Source organism: Collinsella sp. OM06-18AC (assembly GCF_003438785.1).
Taxonomy (GTDB): domain Bacteria; phylum Actinomycetota; class Coriobacteriia; order Coriobacteriales; family Coriobacteriaceae; genus Collinsella.
Map to the genome: position 1 here is coordinate 30,160 of NZ_QSTX01000011.1, position 20,192 is coordinate 50,351.

Here is a 20,192-nt window from a genome sequence, read left to right on the forward strand (position 1 = left end):
ACGCAGTACGCGTTCCGCCTTCTGTCTTAGTAATTAACGACCTTCGTTCCGTAGGGAATATTGTCGTAAATCCATTTTGCATGGTCCGTTGTAAGCCTAATGCATCCCGCAGATGCGCGTTGCCCCATAGCGGGATCCATCACATTAAACGTTCCCGTATAGCAGGGTTGCGTGTGAAACAGATAGTCACCGTAGAACTGTGTGTAGTACCAGCAGGTATATCCATGCCCAAACGAAAGGCCCTTTCCGTAAACGGAATACTCACCCAGCACGGTCGGCGACTCATTCTTGCCAGGAGCGCACTGCCAGAAAGACCATAACTTCCAGTTGCCGCGAGAACCCCTAAAAATACCTGTACGGCATCCGACAGTATCAGTCAAAATCAACCACTCCGTGTTGCTGTTGTACCACTGTGCACGGTTATACATTGCTTGTTGATCAGCGGGCAACGGTTGAACATACGTAGTCGCCTTGAGCGTAAAGCGTTGCGCCTTCGAATCGTTGCTCGCATATAGAGCAACATTCGTCCCGTTTGCCGTATTACCTCCCGCAACATCAACAACAAAGGCTCCGCTGAGAGAGGAAGACAACTTGAAACCACCGGGAACATAGTCAATATGCCAACGCTGAGCAGCGCTTCCGTTTTTTGACCATTGCTGGACATTTGACCCAGAAGACGCGACGGCGTCTTTTACGTCCAGAGCTTTACCACTAGCGGCATTAATGATTGTGTAAGACCCATCACCGTTACGAGAGAAATTCCATTTTTGAGCACCCGAATCGTTGTTCTGCCAAATCTGAACGTTTGCACCGTCCGAGTACGATCCGCCAGAAACATCTAAGACCGAACCCGCGTGAGAAGCCATTCGGATGAAATACGTACCATTGTCGATGGTTGCCGAAGTAGCGCGCAGACGGAATCTCTGCGCAGCAGAACCATTGGAGGAGTGGACTTGAACGTTGGAAGTCGATGCATAATTACCGCCCTTCACATCAAGCGAAAGGCCTTGGTCATCCGCAGACACAAACTCAATACCATTGCTATCGATTCGCGCTACCCATTGTTGCGCCTTCACATCTGCCGGTGCCATCGTGCAAACATTGGTACCGGAAACAGCAAGTCTGTTAGTTGAGGAAACGGATTCAAACGTATAGGTATTCTTCGTTCCATCCACCTTTTTAAGCAGCCATTTTTGGGCGAAGGAACCATTGTTGGCATAGAGCTGGACGTTAGCGCCGGAGTCAACAGATGCACCCGCAACATCAAGCACATAGGAGGAATTTGCAGACGGATAGATTTCATAAAGGCCTTCGCTCAGCAAGTCTTCTTGCTCGGCAAAAACAAACGACGTCTGGACGGAATCTCCCGGCGTGGCAGCAACCAGATTTGAACCGGACACAGCGAGCATGAGCCCTGTGCCCTTATTGATGAACGAATAGCTTCCGTCTTCATTGGCAGTGACGCTGAAAAGCTGGTTGTCGTTGGGGCTTTCATCCCACTGCTGGACATTCGTCCCCGGAACAACGTCGCCCGCTGCAACATCGAGCACCTTACCGGAACCAGCATTACGCAGAACATAGTAACCGTCTCGATACTCAGCCTTAAATAGCTGGGACAGCGTGCCATTGCAGGAATATGCCTGAACGTTGCCCCCGTTCTTCAATGATCCACCGGCAACGTCAAAGGCAACAGAGCCATTTGAGGAGGGCGAAATAACGCACCAACCCTTGTCTTTCAAAATGTCATCGCACGGGTCAACTGACGCAGGGTTTGCGGCAATAAAAGTGAAGCGCTGCGCGGCAGTTCCATTCGAAGCATATAGCTGCACGTTTGTCCGAGAGTTCAGAGAGCCGCCGGCAACGTCAAGTGCACGCTGTTGCCAAACAGCAGAAAGAAGTCGAACGCTTCCGTCGCCATTCGGCACCGCAATCCACTTTTGCGCATAGTTCGCGTCACCGCAAGCCGTGTATTGCTGGACGTTCGTTCCCATAGAAGTTGAACCCGCGGAAACATCAAGAACTTTGCCAGACTTTACATTCGCTATCGTGAGGTAGCCGTCATCGTCATGCGAAACACGCCAACGCTGAGCGGCAGTCGCATTCGATTGATAGAACTGCACGTTTGCACCGCTCGAAGTTGAACCGCCGACAACATCGAGAACCATTCGAGACAAATTTGGACCGGCTGCAATTGCATAGTCCCCGTCTTTGACAACTTCTCGGTTATCGGAAGCGAGCTTATCGAGCTCGGAACGTACAGCCGTCGGATTCACAAAGTAGAAGGATTGGGTAGCCGTTCCATTTACGTCATAAAGCTGAAGCCCCGCACCAGAGGAAATCGATCCGCCGGGGATGTCAGCAACCTTCCGCCCATTCAAAGCCGACACAATTCGAAAGCGCTCGCCGTCTTTCTCAATAATCCACTTCTGGGCCTTGGTTCCATTGGCAGAATAGCCCTGCAGCTTCGTGCCGTTGGCATCATTCCCACCCGTCGCGTCCAGGACCGCGCCAACACCATGAATCGCAATGGTGCGATACCCGTCCGACGTAGTTGAGACATCGAACGTTTGAACCCAAGAATAAGCAAATGCACCGAATGACAAAGAGCCACTAACCGACTTCAGAGCAAACGAGTCGTTCGAAGCCAACATGGCATATGTTCCATCGGGAAGGTCAGCGAGATGCGCCGCCGCCCGATCATCGAGCTGCTGCTGCTCAGTTTTGGCAGGCGTTAGCACCCATCGCTGAGCTGCCGTACCATTTGCCTGATACAACTGCACAGCAGAGCCATTTGCGGCAACTCCACCCGCCACGTCAATGGCAAACGACTGGTTGAGCGCCGAAATAAAGGTGTAGCTGTCATCGGCCTCTTTAATTGCAATCCAACGCTGCGCAAGGGTGCAGTTATCGGACCAAAGCTGAACGGGATTTCTATTGCTCGCACTGCCGCCGGAGACATCAAGCATGCAACCCTTGACAGAAGCAATGACAACAAAGCCATTCTGATCATGAGACACTCGCCAGACCTGAGCATTCGTCTTGTTCCCACTGTACAGCTGTAGCTTTCTGCCCGCAGACGCCGTGCCACCAGGAACATCCAGTACAAAATTGCTGTTAACCGAAGAGCCAAAAGTGTACAACCCATCCGCAAGGTCATCGACGTGCTCGGAAGCAAGATCATAGACGGACCCGAGCTTCCCCGGCGCCACAGCATCAGCCGTATCCGATGCCTCGAAATCAGATACGTCGTCCAAGGCCGAATGAACACCAGAAGCATCGTCAGGAACGTTCGACTGCTCCATAGCTATAGCAGAGCTTCCATTTTGATTAGTAATTGCAGCATCTTCTGCAAACGCAGGAACAAGGCAGCACCCCAGCAGTAGCGCGCTAAATACCGAAACAAATAAGGCTTTCCAATTGCCCATAGCCGTCCCCTCTCGCGAAGTTTATTACACTTTATGGCAAGAAGCCTTCTTCGTCGTCAAAAGATTCGTGAACAGCAAGGGCTAGGCCCCGAAAGGTCAGCCAAATTAAAGAGGCGTTTCGCAACATAGCCGTGAAACCTCTGCTGCAAAGTCATTGTGAATCGGAGTCCAGCCAAGCTCGCGCCGAAGCTTACTCGCATCTATTGCGTAACGTCGATCATGTCCCGGGCGATCCCTCACCCAGTCAACGTAATCCTCACTCTGCCCCATTGCCTTAAGAATGGTCCTAAGAACCTCGAGGTTGCTATGCTCTCAATTAGCACCGATAAGATACGTCTCCCCCACCGCTCCTTTAGTCAAAATGGACCAAACGGCGCGAGCATGATCCTCCACGTGAATCCAGTCGCGTACATTCAAGCCATCGCCGTACAACTTAGGACGCTCGCCGCGCTGAATGCATGCAATCGAATGCGGGATGAACTTCTCAGAATGCTGGTGTGGGCCGTAGTTATTGCAGCAATTTGAGATTGTCGCTTTAAGGCCATACGTGCGTGACCAGGCCCTTACCAACATATCAGATGCGGCCTTAGAGCTGGAGTACGGACTGCTAGGCCGATACGGCGATTCCTCGGTAAACTTACGAGGGTCGTCAAGCGCCAGATCACCAAACACTTCATCGGTCGAGATGTGATGAAAGCGAACATTGAATGCACGGGCCGCCTGAAGGAGCGTATACGTGCCCTCAATGTTCGTCGCAATAAACGGCGCGGGGTCGGCAATTGAATTGTCGTTATGAGACTCGGCAGCATAGTGAACGATGGCATCATGGCCCGGAACCAATCGCTCGAGAAGATTCGAATCGCAAACGTCCCCCACGACAAGCTCAACCCCATCTTTAGACAACCCGGCGATGCTATCGAGGTCTGCAGCGTAGGCAAGCTTATCCAAAACGGTAACGTGCACATCGGGAGCGCTGTCCACGACAAAACAGACGAAGGCGGATCCGCAAAAACCGCAACCACCCGTCACAAGAATATTTTTATATGGTGACGCTATACGCACCGCCATCCCCCCAGCTATTGTTGACCAATTCTCCCACAATTCAGTGACATCGCGGAGAGCAACTTGGCCGGCAGCCGCGACCCAATTCGCATGCGGGCCCAGAGCGCTACAGCAATGCGGTAAAACACGTATCGAGCCGGTTGATTTCCGATCTCAGCCGAACACATTGAACGGATAGGCCGTTCCCGCAGTAAGCCGAACGCCCCCGAGGCCCCTCCCGGGCCCCGGGGGGCGGCATTTTCCCAGTTGAAGGAAAAGTGGAGATGTGTTTCGATGGGTCCGGCGGCCGTCCCCGCTCTCCGCCCGGCACCTCTTCCCAGACTCAGCCGGACGGCCGGTCTGTCTATTCAGTTTCCCCTTAGGCTAGGACAGCGGGGCATCGCCCCTCTCCGCGCGCGCCCACCCTATCAGCCCCGGCGTCAGATCGAGCTCGCCGAGCGGCACGTCCTCCACGCCGTAGGCGCCCGGCAGCGCCGCCGCGTCGTCACCGAGCATCGCCCTGAAGGCGCGGGCGGGCGTCGCGAAGCCGAGCGCGCCGCGGGGCTCGGAGTTCACGTGCGGCATCGGGAACGCCGGGTCGGCCGGGGAGAGCCGGTCGAACCTGAGGCCGGCGCCTTGGGCAGCAGCTTCCTTATCTCGACGTGGTTGCGCTCGCAGCCTCCAGCGCGAATGCTGGAGGCCCTCTCGCATCCCTCAATATCGAGCTCGCAGTGTTTCCATAATTAGCCCTCTACGATTGTCTTAGGGCCTGCGTTTATCGGTTTGTAGAGCTCGTCTAGATAAGTAGGCTTTACTCAGTTGCTCGTCTGCCGAAGAAGAGGCTATCAAATTGATAAACGATATTATATATTTCGAATCTTGTGTTTGAATTGAGTTTTCCCTAGACTGTTTATATGGCACAGAAAGGAGAACTCATGGCTGCTCCAATTATCCGCTTCGAACGGATTTCAATAGATAACCTCAAGAACGTTGGGCATGGGGAGGTGTCTTTCTCCAACTCCCGTCGTCCGGAAGGGGCCAGCGTGCTCGGAATGTACGGGCAGAACGGCTCTGGCAAGTCTACGCTTGTCGACGCCCTTCAGATGGCTCAACAGTGCATGATGGGGCGCAGGCTCGATAGGCGTTTCGCGCAACTGGTAAGTGTTGACGCGGATTTTGGTATCGTGGAATGCGAGCTGAGCGTCCGCCAGCCTGACGGCAGCAATGCCTATCGCGTGGTCTATTCATTTAAAGTGAAAAGCGATGTTGCGGAGCTAAGCGAAACCGAAGACCAACCTGAAGAAGGCGAGAAATTCGTGCTTCTAGTGTTTGACGAGCGGCTTGCCGTGGCTAATGACACGCCTGGCAAGAAGTCCCGTATGACAACACTGATTGACACGTCTGGCAACGGTGCTTTTGGTCCCGCTGCCAAATACAAACAGCTCATAGGTAAAGACTCAGAAGAGGGCGTCGAGCTGACGGTCGAGAAGAGGCTGGCGTATCGTGAGTCTCGCTCATTCATCTTTTCAAAAAAGCTAAAACAGACCATCCGTGAAAAGAATAAGGATGAGGGAGCCCCCTCTCAGACGGTCAAAGATGCTATGAACGCACTGAACGCCCTGGAGAGGTTTGCGGCAGTTCAAATGTTCGTGCTGAATACTCGTGATGTAGGAATGCTTGCTCTCGATGCGCTGCCCTTTCCATTCCGTGTTGTTGGGGGAAAGAAGATAACGGGCGGTGGAGCCATACTGCCTATGAGTGGCGCACAGACAATACCCGAGCGTATTTATGAGCCAGTGAACACTGCCATAGAGAACATGAACATCGTCCTTCGCGAACTCATTCCAGGTCTTGAGGTCTCACTTCTTAAGCTTGGCGCGGAGGTTATGAAGAGCGGTGATACTGGGGTTAATGTCCAGCTCGTCTCTGTGCGCAACGGCAAGACCATCCCCCTCAGCTGCGAGTCTGAGGGCATCAAGCGCATCGTGTCCTTCCTCCACCTCCTCATACTCATGTTCAACGATCCCTCTGTGACGGTTGTGATCGATGAGATTGATTCTGGCGTGTTTGAGTACCTTTTGGGCGAGTTGCTCAGCATCGTGTCCGAACACGGTCAGGGCCAGCTCATATTCACCTGCCACAACCTGAGGCCACTTGAAACCATCGATCGTGGCTTCATTGCCTTCACCACCACTAACCCGGCAAAGAGGTATGCCAGGATGGCCAACGTAAAGTCCTCCAACAACCTAAGGGACTTCTACTACAGGGATATCGTTCTCGGCGGACAAAAGGAGCAACTCTACGAGCCGACACACAACGGCGAGATCGAACTCGCGTTCATTGAGGCGGGTGTTACTAGTGGAGAGTAAGAAGGTCGTCCTCTTCATCGTCGAGGGTCCATCCGATCAGTCCGCATTATCCGTGATCTTATCAAAGGTCTTCGACCAAGATGAGGTCTACGTCTATGTGGTCCACGGCGATGTAACCGCGGAAAATGGCGCCACACCTCAAAACATCGTGCGCAAGGTCAACGCTTTCATCAAGGACCACATGAGCACGTACCGTCTTCGCAAAGCAGACATGCTACAGGTCGTGCACCTCATGGACACCGACGGCGCCTACGTTTCAGACAATGCGGTGACAGAGCTGGCTACGGTTCCGAAGACCGTTTACAATCCAGGGCAGATCATCGCAGCCAACCGGCAGCAAATAATCGATCGGAATAGACGAAAGAGCGCGAACATGGACAGGCTAGCGTTAGAGCCTGCCATAGGCGGCATACCGTACCTTGCAATCTACATGTCGTGCAATCTAGACCACGTCTTGTACAACAAGCTCAATAGCCATGACTCAGATAAGCGTAAGGATTCGTTAGCGTTTGCCCACAAGTACCGGAACGATATCGAGGCATTCATCTCATTCATCAATGACTCAGATTTCTCGGTGGCGGGTGATCGTAAGGAAACGTGGGAATACATCAGACAGGGTCTTAATTCCATAGATAGGCACACGAATCTTGGCCTATGCTTTCCGACGGCGAACGATGAATAAGTTTGGCGTCGCATGATGGTGGTAGGATTTGCACACATGTGAGGCAGCGGCGCCGAGGATTCCATTTCCCGTAAATGGGCCTGTGGCGTCATGATTGCTCACGGGTTTTGATTATTTAACCTTAGGGAGGATGACCTTGTGTCGTTAATCTTCTGCCCAGAGTGCCACGCGAAGATATCCTCGAGCGCATCAACCTGCCCGCATTGTGGCTTTACGGCGACACAAAGCGATGAGGCGGCAATCGTACCGATTAGCTCTTTGTCTCCAGCAAAGCTTCCTCCTAGGGTAACGGTGCTGGAGGCGACGGTGTTCGACAATGGCATGAATCTGATACCCGCTCAAACGAACGAATCGCTCGTGAAATTCCTCTCGGACGCCGACACCATGGCTAAGTTCGCGCCAGCCATCTATGACATCATCAAGAAGCTCGCCAATCGAGGAGACACGAAGTATGTCGCTGATTTTAGTGCGGCAGCTGAAGAGCTTATGAAGAGTGGGGAGCTGGTTTTTTCGGTCGAGAAGAAGACCGGTGACCTGCTGCCACAACTCAGGAGCGTGAAGACGGGCCAGATATACGAGAAGGCAAGGATTAAGGCCGAACAGTTTCCGCAAGATATGACGCAGTCAATCGTGGATGTGCAGATGCAAGTGATGATGGCGAACATCATGGATGCCATCGAGGCCGTCGCCGCCAACGTTGAGGCGCTGCGCATCGAGAACCAGGCAGACCGTATCGCATTGGCCGAGAGCGCCTGGCAACAACTGCAGCAGGCCATGCTCATCGAAGATTCGCGGCTGCGCGAGATCAAGATAATGGACATCGCGTCATCGGCCACGCAGGCGCGCTGCACCCTGCAGGGCAACTTCCAGGCAGAACTCTCTCTGGCGATGGGCAAGCAGGGCAAGGCCAGGGACTGGGGCAAGGCAGCAAACACTGCCATGGTCGACCTCACGGTGATTGCTCTTATGGCCAAGACAGAGTATGCAGCTTATCGCGTCCTTGAGGAGCCAGCAGCTGCAGATGCCGCGCTCGAACAGTTCAAGCAATTCATCCTGGAAAACAAACTCGAGCAGAAGGACACCCTGCGCTTGCTCAACTCATACAGCAAGGGCAACAGAGGCGACATAGTGAGAGGCTTCGTTCAGTTATCGGGTTCCGTTGTTGGACTGCAGATTGGGGGCCGCGAGGAGCGCGCCGGCTTGATTGAGGGCGGCGTTCTCGAATCCCTGCGGAAAGTGGCGCAAGAACCTGATGAGGTGCATCTGGTGGTTGGAGAAGATGCCCCTGAAAATCAGGCAGAAGAAGGGCAGGGGTAGATATGGCTGCTAGATGCATCGTCTGCAAGAAGGAACTGCCAGAAGGCTCTAAGCTGCCCATTTGCGAATACCACAAGGGCGTAGCCGCCGAAAAGGCCAAGCTGGCAGGCGTCGGTATGGCAGCATTAGGCGTCGGCGCACTGGTAATGGCGAAAGACGCGATAGGCCCAATCGTTAAAGACAAGGCTGTGCCAGTGGCGAAGAAAGCCGTGGGTACAATTCTTAAACACTAGGCCACTGTCAAATAACCAGCCACGCTTGCCGAGTCAATCCTCATGTACGCATAGCTCGTGTTTGAGCTGCTGTACACCGTGCCGCAGCCGCCCACGATCAGGGTGCAGTTGTAGAACGTGTACAGGCCACTCGCACCGCTCGGCAGCGCTCAGGTGGAGTCCACGTAGATCGTAACGAGGTTCCTGCAGCCAGCGAAGCAGTAGAACTAGTAGTCCATGCTCGCGATGTTCATCGCGATGTCCGAGAGGAACGTGCATGTCGTCGCGGCCCCAGCCCTCGGGGAACCGCACGTGCGACCAGTCGAACCCCTAGGCCGACTTGCGCACGGGGACCCTTGCCTGCCTGAGCAACCGCGCCCGCCTGGGCGCATGCACAGCAGTCTGAGCTGCAGCGTCGGGTCGGCGCTGTCCATCAGGGCGTCGCCCCGCTCGCGGGGGGCAGGTCGCCACGACCTCGTCGGTCGAGGGGTCGACCGGCGTGACGCCGAAGGCACCCAGTCCCACGGCGACCTCGCGGCCGGCGAGCGCGGGCCCGGCGTTGTACCGGTGGGCAGCGGCAGCAACGCGGCACAGTCGTCCTCGAGCAGCCCGGGCTGCGGGATGTCCAGGCGGCAGCGGCGCCCGTCGGATAACTCGAGCGGCTCGGCGAGCGGCTGCTCGTCGAGCCCGGCGACGTCGTGGAAGGACGGCACGGGCACGGTTCATTCGTCTGGCAGCGGTTAACAAGTAGCAGGAACCTCATCGCCCCCTACAGCCGTTGGCACACTGCGGCCACACGCTGCCCGTCAAACCCGAATCCCCAGCGCATGCGGCCAACGCCGGGTCGTGGCACTCGAATCTCGTCGATGCCGTTGCGCTCGATCTCGAGCAGTGCGTGCACCGCCAGCAGCTCCAGGCCCAGCGCGTCCACACCGGGGTCGTAAATCATGTTGATCGTTATCAGCGGGCGCTCGTCGAGCATGCCGATCGTGTCGGCCACATCGAACACATTACCCGTAGGGAATACCTGGATATCCCAGCGATCCGCGCCGCACGTTCGTCTCGAGGCAGGATTGGCATAGCCCGGCAAGCCAAAACAGAGCCCCTGCAAGAGCAGGTGATATGGCAACGGCGCATCTGGGTCAGTCGCACCGATTCCCGCATCTCCAAGTACACGGCCCAGCGCCCGCCTCACCGCATCCTCGTCCCCACGGCACAGCCCGTCGCGAAACGCGTCGATGTCTCGAACGTCCTCGGCAGCGCACTCAAACCACTCAATTATTACCAAGCGCAGCACATAGCGAAGCTCGTTATTGGGCAGCCGCAGAGCGCGGCGCAGATCACCGTTTACCGGCTCCTCGGTCATATCCGTCGTCAGAAAACCGGACAGGTACAGTGCCGTCCACGGGTCGTCGTCAGGCAAGGCATCTGGCCCCGCGGCGTCCAAACGAAGCGGAACCTCAACGCATCCATGGGCTTCGAGCAAATCGAACAAGGCCGAAAGGCGGTCGAGATTCCACCCGGCAACTACCTCACTCAGGCAATCGGCATACCCATACAGGTCGGCACGCATGGGCGGCGTGCAGCCACGGTCCAGAAAGCCGATCACACGCGCCGGACTCGAGCAATATGCCCCGCCAAACCGGTATCCCTCGAGCCATTCACGCGCATCATCCAAGCATTCCTCGCATCCAGCATGGCTCAACAGAGCCCGAACCTCGGCATCTGAAAAGCCAAACCACCGGTCACACCATGTCGAGAGCGGCGTCGCCAGGCGATACGAGCAACTGCGCGCAGATAGCGCTGCCTCGGCAGGGCCGGGACACTCCCCCATCATGCACGCCAGTCGCAACGAATCGCCCGCAGCGGCAATGGCATCGAACAGCACGCGACCGAGTCGCTCCGTCAAACCGGCGCCGCGATTGTCCGTCGCGCCCACATAGCCCAACCACGCCACGTCGTACCCGTCAACAAGCAATACAACCTGTTCATCGCAGGCCATCTCCAGCAACTCAATAAGCACACCGAGCACCAAGCCAATCTCGTCCTCGCTTGCCACGCCACGCGCAACGCGCTCGATGTGGCGCAGCTTGCCTCGAGGCAAATCAGGAGCTTCCAGATATGCCAACAGCCGAGCGCACTCGCCCATAAACGCATCACGCACCACACCGGTAACAGTGGCGCCACGCCTCGCAGCGCCAGAAAAATCCAGCGATATCACCGGATAGCACGCGCACTCATCCCGATAGCGCCCACCGCCCGCATCCCAAATCTGAGCATCGGCAAACAAACTCCGACCAGCACGATCGACCGCAGGACCGACCGCGGGACGCTCCAGAAAAGCCCTGAGCATCGACAGATTCATGCTCTTGCCAAAACCCTTGGGCCGGCAGCACACCACGACGGACGCGTCGCAATCTAGCACATCGGCAATAAACATGGTCTTGTCGACCAGAACACATCGGTTTATGGCCTCTGCAAAATCATGCACGTCGACCGGTAGCCGCCCATCATCCAAACGATTGAGCAACTGTACACCAACGTTGGTGCCCGCACCATAAATCGCCTGTTCAGACACCGTAGCTTCTCCCTTAAACGCAACACGATGCCCATTGTACCGAGCAGCCATAGCATCAACGTTATCTCCGCGCAAACGTTTCGGGCAACGGTAGCAACAGATACCCCAAAGGAACGCAATAAATCGTTGCACAACAAAAATGGGGCCCGATGCAAACGCACCGAGCCCCATCCAAAACTCTTATAAAAACGACTCAAAAGGCTACTCTTCGGAGCCATCCTCGCCGGTAGCCTTGTTCTGCTGGTCGAGCTTATGCTTGCCGCTCACGATAGACGTGGCACCCAGTGTGGCCAAGCTCGCGCTGGCAAGGCTTGCCATAACGATGAGGTCGCCCGTCTTGGGCATGTTGCCACCCGAAGACTTGGACGTCGTGGTCGTGGTGGTAGTCGTCGAGGTCGTAACGACGTTCTTCTCGTCGTCCTCCTTAGGATCAGCTTTGGCCCGCTTAGCGTCACCGTCCTTATGCTCAGCTTTTGCCTGCTTAGCGCCATCATCAGTCGAAGCCTCGCCGACCGTCTCGGATTTAGAAGCCTCGCCAGAAACATTCTCATCAGAGGGCGAGCCGCTCGTAATACCGGCTGTCAGAGAGCCCAGCACGGATCCAAGCTGCTCACCAACGGAGGGCTTGTTCTCGGTGGAAGAACTGCCCGCATCGGAACCCTTGCTCGAACCACCCTCAGAAGCATCGGAGCCAGAACCGTTAGAGGAGCCATCATCGGCAGAGGAGCCACCGGAGCCGTTGGAAGTTCCCGCATCGGTGGAGCCAGAAGTATCGCCGGCCGCAGCGCCACCAGACGTTGCTCCACCGTTACCGGCATCATCGCTGCCCGTACCGGTCGAGGGCGTATCCGTATCGCCGCTATCGCCCGCATCGCCATCGGCATCAGGCGTTGGTGCAGCGGGGGCGGCCGGCGCCATGCTCGGGCCGGGCGCCGGCGTGGGTTCAGGCTCCACAGGCGTTGCCGCGGCAGCCTCGTCCTCGGCGATATAGACCAAGCAGTCCTTGAGCTCGTTGCGATAGCGGTTCTTCCAGCCCTCGTGGTACTGGGGCTGGCTCGAGTACTTCTTCGCAACGTTATTGACCACGCTATCAGACAGCGCCGTCACAAACTCGCGGTCGGTCATGCTGCTGGAAAGATTCGCCCAACGGAAAAAGTCCTGGCAGCCACCGGTGCCGCACATGTTGGTGATGCTCCACACCATGCCCTTGACGCAATCGGCGCGCCCGGAAATGTCAATGCCCAAAGCGTTCTTAAGCCACGACTCCGTCACCGCATAGTACGAGTTGTACGCGTATGCATCCTGCAGAGCAGAGAACTCAGCCGGATCGGTGTTATACGCACCCAGGAAGGCCTCTTGCGCAATGCGGCCCAGCTCGGTGAGCTGTCCGTTCGCATACATGGGGTTGTTCGCGTTAGAAATCTCACCGCCGCGATCGATCGCGTCCTTGAGCATGCTGTACTTAGCAGAATCGTAGTTGTAGACCTGCCTCATAAACGGAATGAGCGACCACCGGCGGTCAAACTGGTAATAGCCCAGCGCGTTATAGCCATCGCCATACGAAAAGCCCTGGTTATAGTTGCCATGGCTCTCGTACTTGGTAAAGTACTTCATCTCGGGGGTAACGTTAACAAACGAAACGCCCTGGACCGACCTCAGCACGCCCGAGAAGGACTGCTGGGTATAGAGACCCTTATCGATATCGGTGGCACCCGAGGCAACGCCCGGCGTGGGCTCCTCGGCGGCAGCGGGCGCGGGTGCGGTAACGGCGCCAAACGAAAGCGCCAGCGTCAGGCCCGCGACAATCGCAGAATGCTTGGGCTGCATAAAATCCTCCCTGCATTGGTGTAGTTAAAGTGCAGTTTGCAAAGATAAAAGTAAGTATTGCAGCTCGCCCGTTGTTGCACAACAACCCCTCGGTAAACGGCAACAACCCTCCGCGAAAACTTAAGGAATTAAACAAACTGGTCGTCGGGCGCCATCAGAAGCTCGCCGTATCGCTCCATCAGCCCGTCCCTCAACTGACAAAAAGCGGGAATATATACGTTCAAGATGCGCTGAATCAAATCTTGAGCGAGCTTGTTGTCATAGATATGGACGTTCGTATTGCGGTCTTTGAGCATATCTAGCCAGGCCGCCTCATCAATAAAGTCGTAGAATCGGTAGGCCTCCTTTAAGATGGCACGAGGAGACCCCGACGCGGCAAGCGTGGCGCCCTCATACTCGAGCAGACGCTTAAGGAGCTTCCAGCTCAGTTCAAATTGAAGATTGAACTTATTAATCAAACCACTCTGAACAAAATCATTGTTGAGATCCTGATTGGGCGCATCCTCAAGATTCGCCAAGGCGCTGACAAAGTTCTCATATTTTTTCATACAGAATCACACCATCCCTGGCAATTTCATCGAGCAATTGACGCGATAAGGACTCGTCGAGATTGACGACATCTACATCTAAAAGAGTATCAAGACGCTCCTCGATCAAATATGACAACCGGCCGAAATCCCGGCAACCTGCTACGGCGATGTCAATATCGCTCTTAGGCAAGTTGTCACCTCGAGCGCGGGAACCAAACAGCACAACCTTCTCGGCGTCACATTCCCGAGCAAAAACTTCAATTTGCTTATACACCTTGTCGAGAGATGTCATTTGCAGCCCTATAGTTTGATGTCGAAGTTGATCTCGGGGACGGCAGCAAGGTCGGCCAACGTCACGCCGTCGACGTAGTTTTCGATCACGTCGTCCAGGCCGCGCCAGAACTTGACGGTTGAGCACAGATCGCTACGGGCGCAGCTGTTGTCGATGCCGTCGCACGCCACCGGAGCCGTACTGCCCTCGACAGCGCGCAGGATGTCGCCAGCACGCACCTCGGCCGGGTCCTTGGCCATCATGTAGCCGCCGCCCTTGCCGCGCACGCTCTTAAGCAGGCCAGCCTTCATAAGCGGACGAACCAGCTGTTCCAGATACTTCTGCGAAATGCGCTCGCGGTCGGCAACCTCGCGCAGAGCAATCTTGCCCTCGGCGTCACCGAGCGCCGCGATATAGATCATCAGTCGGAGGGCATAGCGGCCCTTGGAAGAAATGAGCATACCTACCCTCCCATCGTTACTGGGACAAAACCAGGCTTGTTTGTCCCAAATCCTATGCAAGCGGAACAAACAAACCTGATTATTATGTCCCTCATCTAAAAAGTCGAGTGGATTAGTCGGGTTTTCCCTTGACTAACGCCGAACCCATAGTAACTTTATTCCGAGAAGATTCCTAGGGTTTAGTACACCCATGAGTACACCATACATAGAGAGGGACAGCATGAGCGCAAATCCGCTGCTTTCCATCGAAGGTCTGACTGCCTCCGTGGACGAGAAGACCATCCTCCACAACGTCAACCTGCAAGTCGCCGCCGGCGAGACCCACGTGCTGATGGGCCCCAACGGCGCGGGTAAGTCCACCCTTGGTCACCTGGTCATGGGCGACCCCGTCTACACGGTCAACGACGGCCGTATCGTCTTTGACGGCCAGGACATCACCGAGCTCAGCACCGACAAGCGTTCGCGCGCCGGCCTGTTCCTGAGCTTCCAGGCCCCGGTCGAGATCCCCGGCGTGCCACTGTCGAGCTTTTTGCGCGCCAGTATCGCCGGCCGCCCCGGCCTGGAGATGAAGGGCAAGGAATTCCGTCGTCGCGTCAAGGAGCTCGCGGCCGAGCTTAACATGGATACCGCCTACCTCAACCGTGAGCTGGGCGTGGGCTTCTCGGGCGGCGAGAAAAAGAAGGTCGAGATGCTCCAGCTTCTGCTGCTGCAGCCCAAGCTCGCCATCTTGGACGAGACCGACTCCGGCCTGGACGTCGACGCGCTTTCCACCGTCAGCCACGGCATGGACGCCTACCGCAAGAGCTGCGACGGCTCCATGCTCATCATCACGCACAACACGCGCATCCTGGAGCACTTGGATGTCGACCGCGTCCACGTTATGGTCAAGGGTCATATCGTGCGCGAGGACGACGCCTCGCTCATCCCCTGGATCGACAAGAACGGTTTTGAGACCTTCGAGCGCGAGGCCGCCGAGCAGCGCGCCCAGGCCGAGGCCGCCGCTGCCGGGCAGCAGGCGTAAAGGGGCGACGCAATGACCAAGAACCGCACCGAGGTCGCGGACATCGACCGCAGCCTCTACGACTTCACCTATGGCGAGGAGGGATTCGAGCGCCTGGACGCCGGCATTACGCCCGACATCGTGCGCGAGATCAGCGCCAAGAAGGACGAGCCACAGTGGATGCTTGACCTGCGCCTCAAGTCCCTCAAGATCTTCAACCGCTTCCCCGATCCGACGTGGGGCCCCTCCATCGAGGGCCTGGACATGGACAACATCGTCACCTATGTCAAGCCCAACACCGACCAAAAGCACGACTGGGAGTCGGTGCCCGACGACATCAAGAACACCTTTGAGCGCCTGGGCATCCCCGAGGCCGAGCGCAGCTATCTGGCGGGCGTCGGCGCGCAGTACGACTCCGAGCTGGTCTACCACAACATGCAGGATACGGCGTCCAAGATGGGCATCGTCTACTCCGGCATCGAGGAGGCCCTGCACGATCCGCAGTGGGAGCCGCTCATCCACGAGAAGTTTATGACGCTCATCCCGCCCACCGACCACAAGTTTGCGGCCCTGCACGGTGCCGTATGGTCGGGCGGCTCGTTTGTCTACGTGCCCAAGGGCACCAAGCTCGACTTCCCGTTGCAGAGCTACTTCCGCCTCAATGCCAAGGGTGCCGGCCAGTTTGAGCACACGCTCATCATCGTCGAGGACGATGCCGACCTGCACTTTATTGAGGGCTGCTCCGCGCCCAAGTACAACGTGGCCAACCTCCACGCCGGCGCCGTCGAGCTCTTTGTTGGCAAGCGTGCGCACCTGCGCTACTCGACCATCGAGAACTGGTCCAAGAACATGTACAACCTCAACACCAAGCGTGCGCGCGTGGACGAGGACGGCGACATCGAGTGGATCAGCGGCTCCTTCGGCAGCCACGTGGGCTACCTCTACCCCATGAGCGTGCTCAACGGCCGCCGGGCTCGCTCGAGCTTTACCGGTATCACCTTTGCCGGCGCCGGCCAGAACCTTGATACCGGCTGCAAGGTCGTACTTAACGCGCCCGATACCTCGGCAACGGTCGAGACCAAAGGTATCTCCAAGAGCGGCGGCATTCAGACCTTCCGCAGCTCTATCGTGGCCACGCCCAAGGCAGAGGGTTCCAAGGCAACCGTGAGCTGCCAGTCGCTCATGCTCGATGACCAGAGCCGCTCCGACACCATCCCCGCCATGGACATCCGCGCCAAGAACGTCGACATCGGCCACGAGGCCACCATCGGCCGCATCGGCGACGACAAGGTGTTCTACCTGATGAGCCGCGGTATCTCGGAGGAAGAGGCCCGCACCATGATCGTCAACGGCTTTGCCAACCCGGTCTCCAAGGAGCTGCCGCTTGAGTACGCCGTCGAGATGAACAACCTGATCAAGCTCGAGATGGAAGGAGCGATCGGATAATGAAACAGACCACCAACACCGCTGCTACCACCCTTGAGCAGGTCAATGCGATGCCGGCTGCAACTTGGGGCTGGCTGAAGATGAATCAGACCAAGCTCGAGCTCTCTGACGAGCTTGCCGCCGCTCCCGCCGAGACCATTGAGGTCGAGGGCTTGGACGAGCAGTTTACTGGCGTGACAGACGCGTTCGACGCCGCCATGGAAGCCATGGCCGAGCGTTTCCCCGAGCGCCGCGCCTCCGCCCCCGGTGATGCCGCCGACCGCGCCCGCATCACGCCCGAAACCGAGCTTGACGTGCCCGCCACCTCCGTCTACCAGGCCGGTGCCATTAAGCTGGAGGAGGAGCTCTCCCCCGCTGAGGCCTTCGAAACCGGCATGGGCGAGGCTGCCTACGCCTACTTGGCCGAGCACGCTACCAAGCGCTTCGTCATCGATGTGCCCGCATACCAGCACGCCACGGTTACCGTGCGCGTGAGTGGCGTCGATGCCGCCGCGGCCATCGCCGCTGTCGACGTCGTCGCCCGCCCGCAGGCAACGCTTGACCTGCATATCGCCTTAGACTCGCCCGCCGAGGGCGAGGGTGTCGTGGGCTCCGTGCTACGCGTGTGCGCCCACGAGTACGCCACCGTCAACGTGACCTGCACGCAGACGCTCGACGATAGCTGGATCGCGCTCGACGACACCGGCCTGTTCCTGGACGAGGGCGCGCGCGTCAACGTGCAACACACCGTCCTGGGTGCCGGCGCCAGCGCCACCGGCCTTGCCGGCGACCTGCTGGGCGATACCGCCAAGATCACCATCGATACCGATTACCTGGGCGCCCGCGAGCAGGTGCGCGACTTTAACTATGAGCTGCGCCACCGCGGTCGCAAGACCGAGTGCGAGATCGACGCCAACGGCGTGCTGACCGGCACGTCCAAGAAGGTCTACCGCGGCACCATCGACCTCGTGCACGGCTGCAAGGGTGCAACCGGTACCGAGCGCGAGACCGTGCTGCTCGCCAACAAGGGCGTCGACAACAAGACCGTTCCCGTCATCCTATGCGATGAGGACGACGTCGCCGGCAACCACGGCGCCACCATCGGTCACGTCCGCGACGAGCAGCTGTTCTATCTCGCCTGCCGCGGCCTTGACCAAAACGCCGCCGAGGACCTGTTCATCCGCGCCAAGCTGGAGGACGCCGCGCTTTCCGCCACCGACGAGCGCACCCGCGCCGCCGTCGTCCGCCTGGGAAACAACCTGATCGACAACTTTGAAGAGGAGCTCGCATGATCGACACCGAGCACGTTAAATGCGACACCTGCACTGCCCCCGAGCCCATGGAGCTCGACGCCAGCGACGAGGCTTCGCGCGGCTGGCCCACCGTGGACATCGAGACCAACCCCTACAAGGGCCAGTTCCCGCTGTTCCAGCAGCACCCCGAGATCGCCTTCCTCGATAGCGCCGCCACCGCGCAGCGCCCTGCCTGTGTGCTCGACGCCGAGCGCGACTTCTACCAGCGCATGAACGCCAACCCCCTGCGCGGCCTGTACTCGCTGTCCGTCGAGGCCACCGACGCCATCGCGAAGGTCCGCCAGCAGATCGCTGACCTCATCGGCGCCTCACAGGCCAACGAGGTCGTCTTCACCCGCAACACGAGCGAGTCGCTCAACCTGGTCGCTAAGAGCTTTGCGCCCACAGTGCTCGAACCGGGCGACGAGGTCGTCATCACCATCATGGAGCACCACTCCAACCTGATTCCGTGGCAGCAGGTCTGCCGCGAGACCGGCGCCAAGCTCGTCTACCTCTACCCCACCAAGACCGGCCAGCTCACCACCGAGGAGGTTCTTGCCAAGGTGGGTCCCAAGACAAAGATCCTAGCCGTGGGACAGGTCTCCAACGTGCTGGGCGTCGAGAACCCGGTCAAGAACCTCGGCAAACTCGTGCACAAGTACGGCGGCTACCTGGTCGTTGACGGCGCGCAGTCGCTGCCGCACATGCCGGTCGATGTGGCCGACCTGGGCGCCGACTTCTTTGCCTTTAGTGCGCACAAGGCCATGGGCCCCATGGGCATCGGCGTGCTGTGGGGCAAGATGGACCTGCTCAACGCCATGCCGCCCATGCTTACCGGCGGCGAGATGATCGATTCGGTCACCGAGCAGAACGCTGTCTGGGCTCCCGTCCCCGAGAAGTTCGAGGCCGGCACGCAGGACGCCGCCGGCATCTTCGCCACGGGCGCCGCACTCGATTACCTGGTCAACACGGTGGGTTACGAGAACATCCAGGCCCGCGAGCAGGCACTCGTCCACTATCTGATGGGCGAACTCATGCAGCTCGACTTTGTCCAGATCATCGGCTCCATCTATTGGGACAACCACCACGGCGTCGTGAGCTTTAACGTCAAGGGCATCCACCCGCACGACGTAGCGAGCATCATGGACATGGACGGCGTCTGCATTCGCGCCGGCCACCACTGTGCGCAGCCGCTGCTCACCTGGCTGGGCGTCGAGAACCTTGCCTGCTGCCGCGCCAGCGTGGCCTTCTACAACGACAAGGCCGATATCGACAAGTTCATCGCCGGCCTGCATCACGTTTGGAGCACGTTCAATGGGTAATCTGTACACCTCCACCACGTTTATGGAGCACAACTCGCACCCCGACTACAAGTACGAGATGGACGCCCCCACGCACGAGCACGACGGCATCAACCCCAGCTGCGGAGACGAGCTCACCTTGCAGCTGCGCGTTGAGAACGACGTGATCGAGGAGGCGTCCTTTACCGGCCACGGCTGCGCCATTAGCCAGGCCAGCGCCGACATCATGGCCGACCTCATCACCGGCGAGACCGTCGAGGAAGCTCGCCGCTTGGCAGAGCTCTTCCTCGCCATGATCCGCGGCGAGCAGCTCTCCGAGGAGGACTTGGAAGACCTGGACGAGGCCGCCCAGCTCCAGGACATCTCGCACATGCCCGCCCGCGTCAAATGCGCCGAGCTCGCCTGGCGCACCCTCGACGGCATGCTCACGGGACAAAATAATCAGTAGTATTTGTCCCAAA

16 protein-coding genes and 1 pseudogene are annotated in these 20,192 nt (G+C 57.7%); 9 read left to right on the plus strand and 8 right to left on the minus strand.

The window, feature by feature from the left end; all coding sequences use genetic code 11:
• Window positions 1-26: 26 nt before the first annotated feature.
• The 3 genes and pseudogenes from DXB86_RS07665 to DXB86_RS07675 all read right to left on the minus strand — a co-directional run bounded on the left by DXB86_RS07665 (window position 27) and on the right by DXB86_RS07675 (window position 5,051).
• Entirely contained in the window at window positions 27-3,425 is a 3,399-nt protein-coding gene (locus DXB86_RS07665) for an RICIN domain-containing protein (protein ID WP_117736715.1), read from the minus strand.
• A gap of 105 nt (window positions 3,426-3,530) precedes the next feature.
• Window positions 3,531-4,493 (minus strand): annotated as a pseudogene (rfbB, locus tag DXB86_RS07670) (dTDP-glucose 4,6-dehydratase).
• Between the two features lie 357 nt (window positions 4,494-4,850).
• Window positions 4,851-5,051 (minus strand): hypothetical protein, encoded by a 201-nt coding sequence (locus DXB86_RS07675; protein WP_199411019.1) that lies wholly within the window; start codon window positions 5,049-5,051, stop codon window positions 4,851-4,853.
• A 350-nt stretch (window positions 5,052-5,401) separates the two neighbouring features.
• Here DXB86_RS07675 and DXB86_RS07680 point away from each other — a divergent pair, with 350 nt between their 5' ends.
• The 4 genes from DXB86_RS07680 to DXB86_RS07695 all read left to right on the plus strand — a co-directional run bounded on the left by DXB86_RS07680 (window position 5,402) and on the right by DXB86_RS07695 (window position 9,067).
• A complete protein-coding gene (locus DXB86_RS07680; RefSeq protein WP_158555300.1) occupies window positions 5,402-6,835 on the plus strand; it encodes an AAA family ATPase in 1,434 nt (477 codons plus the stop codon).
• Window positions 6,825-7,517 carry a hypothetical protein gene (locus tag DXB86_RS07685; RefSeq protein WP_117736717.1) on the plus strand — a complete coding sequence of 231 codons (693 nt, stop codon included), beginning with the start codon at window positions 6,825-6,827 and terminating at the stop codon, window positions 7,515-7,517. Before DXB86_RS07680 ends, DXB86_RS07685 begins: the two co-directional genes overlap by 11 nt.
• A 138-nt stretch (window positions 7,518-7,655) precedes the next feature.
• On the plus strand, window positions 7,656-8,834 hold the full coding sequence (locus DXB86_RS07690) for a zinc ribbon domain-containing protein (protein ID WP_158555301.1): 1,179 nt from the start codon (window positions 7,656-7,658) through the stop codon (window positions 8,832-8,834).
• 2 nt (window positions 8,835-8,836) lie between these two features.
• Window positions 8,837-9,067 carry a hypothetical protein gene (locus DXB86_RS07695; protein WP_117736719.1) on the plus strand — a complete coding sequence of 77 codons (231 nt, stop codon included), beginning with the start codon at window positions 8,837-8,839 and terminating at the stop codon, window positions 9,065-9,067.
• A 748-nt stretch (window positions 9,068-9,815) separates the two neighbouring features.
• Here DXB86_RS07695 and DXB86_RS07705 read toward each other — a convergent pair.
• From DXB86_RS07705 to DXB86_RS07725, 5 genes are all read right to left on the minus strand, one after another.
• The gene (locus DXB86_RS07705; RefSeq protein ID WP_158555302.1) at window positions 9,816-11,624 is read right to left on the minus strand and encodes an AAA family ATPase; all 1,809 of its coding nucleotides are present in this window, start codon (window positions 11,622-11,624) and stop codon (window positions 9,816-9,818) included.
• 201 nt (window positions 11,625-11,825) lie between these two features.
• On the minus strand, window positions 11,826-13,451 hold the full coding sequence (locus DXB86_RS07710; RefSeq protein WP_117736722.1) for a hypothetical protein: 1,626 nt from the start codon (window positions 13,449-13,451) through the stop codon (window positions 11,826-11,828).
• A 128-nt stretch (window positions 13,452-13,579) separates the two neighbouring features.
• Window positions 13,580-13,999, minus strand: a complete 420-nt coding sequence (locus DXB86_RS07715; protein WP_117736723.1) for an HI0074 family nucleotidyltransferase substrate-binding subunit — start codon at window positions 13,997-13,999, stop codon at window positions 13,580-13,582.
• Window positions 13,986-14,273 carry a nucleotidyltransferase family protein gene (locus DXB86_RS07720; RefSeq protein ID WP_089572006.1) on the minus strand — a complete coding sequence of 96 codons (288 nt, stop codon included), beginning with the start codon at window positions 14,271-14,273 and terminating at the stop codon, window positions 13,986-13,988. The genes DXB86_RS07715 and DXB86_RS07720 overlap by 14 nt, the downstream gene beginning before the upstream one ends.
• 8 nt (window positions 14,274-14,281) lie before the next feature.
• Window positions 14,282-14,713, minus strand: a complete 432-nt coding sequence (locus tag DXB86_RS07725) for an Rrf2 family transcriptional regulator (RefSeq protein ID WP_117736724.1) — start codon at window positions 14,711-14,713, stop codon at window positions 14,282-14,284.
• A gap of 220 nt (window positions 14,714-14,933) precedes the next feature.
• Between DXB86_RS07725 and sufC the strand changes: the two genes are divergently transcribed.
• From sufC to sufU, 5 genes are read left to right on the plus strand one after another with little or no spacing between them, the layout of a single operon-like run.
• Window positions 14,934-15,734 carry a Fe-S cluster assembly ATPase SufC gene (sufC, locus tag DXB86_RS07730; protein WP_117736725.1) on the plus strand — a complete coding sequence of 267 codons (801 nt, stop codon included), beginning with the start codon at window positions 14,934-14,936 and terminating at the stop codon, window positions 15,732-15,734.
• A gap of 12 nt (window positions 15,735-15,746) precedes the next feature.
• Window positions 15,747-17,159 carry a Fe-S cluster assembly protein SufB gene (gene sufB / locus DXB86_RS07735; RefSeq protein WP_117736726.1) on the plus strand — a complete coding sequence of 471 codons (1,413 nt, stop codon included), beginning with the start codon at window positions 15,747-15,749 and terminating at the stop codon, window positions 17,157-17,159.
• Window positions 17,159-18,430, plus strand: a complete 1,272-nt coding sequence (locus DXB86_RS07740; RefSeq protein WP_117736727.1) for a SufD family Fe-S cluster assembly protein — start codon at window positions 17,159-17,161, stop codon at window positions 18,428-18,430. The genes sufB and DXB86_RS07740 overlap by 1 nt, the downstream gene beginning before the upstream one ends.
• Window positions 18,427-19,752 carry an aminotransferase class V-fold PLP-dependent enzyme gene (locus DXB86_RS07745; protein ID WP_199411020.1) on the plus strand — a complete coding sequence of 442 codons (1,326 nt, stop codon included), beginning with the start codon at window positions 18,427-18,429 and terminating at the stop codon, window positions 19,750-19,752. Before DXB86_RS07740 ends, DXB86_RS07745 begins: the two co-directional genes overlap by 4 nt.
• Window positions 19,745-20,179, plus strand: a complete 435-nt coding sequence (gene sufU / locus DXB86_RS07750) for a Fe-S cluster assembly sulfur transfer protein SufU (protein WP_117736728.1) — start codon at window positions 19,745-19,747, stop codon at window positions 20,177-20,179. Before DXB86_RS07745 ends, sufU begins: the two co-directional genes overlap by 8 nt.
• Window positions 20,180-20,192: the final 13 nt, after the last annotated feature.

What these genes read in the sequence shown, in the direction of transcription:
- DXB86_RS07680 (WP_158555300.1), top strand. Translation starts at nt 5,402, where the DNA reads ATGGCTGCTCCAATTATCCGCTTCGAACGGATTTCAATAGATAACCTC.
- sufC (WP_117736725.1), top strand. Translation starts at nt 14,934, where the DNA reads ATGAGCGCAAATCCGCTGCTTTCCATCGAAGGTCTGACTGCCTCCGTG.
- DXB86_RS07740 (WP_117736727.1), top strand. Translation starts at nt 17,159, where the DNA reads ATGAAACAGACCACCAACACCGCTGCTACCACCCTTGAGCAGGTCAAT.
- sufB (WP_117736726.1), top strand. Translation starts at nt 15,747, where the DNA reads ATGACCAAGAACCGCACCGAGGTCGCGGACATCGACCGCAGCCTCTAC.
- sufU (WP_117736728.1), top strand. Translation starts at nt 19,745, where the DNA reads ATGGGTAATCTGTACACCTCCACCACGTTTATGGAGCACAACTCGCAC.
- DXB86_RS07720 (WP_089572006.1), bottom strand. Translation starts at nt 14,273, where the DNA reads ATGACATCTCTCGACAAGGTGTATAAGCAAATTGAAGTTTTTGCTCGG.
- DXB86_RS07695 (WP_117736719.1), top strand. Translation starts at nt 8,837, where the DNA reads ATGGCTGCTAGATGCATCGTCTGCAAGAAGGAACTGCCAGAAGGCTCT.
- DXB86_RS07715 (WP_117736723.1), bottom strand. Translation starts at nt 13,999, where the DNA reads ATGAAAAAATATGAGAACTTTGTCAGCGCCTTGGCGAATCTTGAGGAT.
- DXB86_RS07725 (WP_117736724.1), bottom strand. Translation starts at nt 14,713, where the DNA reads ATGCTCATTTCTTCCAAGGGCCGCTATGCCCTCCGACTGATGATCTAT.
- DXB86_RS07665 (WP_117736715.1), bottom strand. Translation starts at nt 3,425, where the DNA reads ATGGGCAATTGGAAAGCCTTATTTGTTTCGGTATTTAGCGCGCTACTG.
- DXB86_RS07710 (WP_117736722.1), bottom strand. Translation starts at nt 13,451, where the DNA reads ATGCAGCCCAAGCATTCTGCGATTGTCGCGGGCCTGACGCTGGCGCTT.
- DXB86_RS07745 (WP_199411020.1), top strand. Translation starts at nt 18,427, where the DNA reads ATGATCGACACCGAGCACGTTAAATGCGACACCTGCACTGCCCCCGAG.
- DXB86_RS07675 (WP_199411019.1), bottom strand. Translation starts at nt 5,051, where the DNA reads ATGCCGCACGTGAACTCCGAGCCCCGCGGCGCGCTCGGCTTCGCGACG.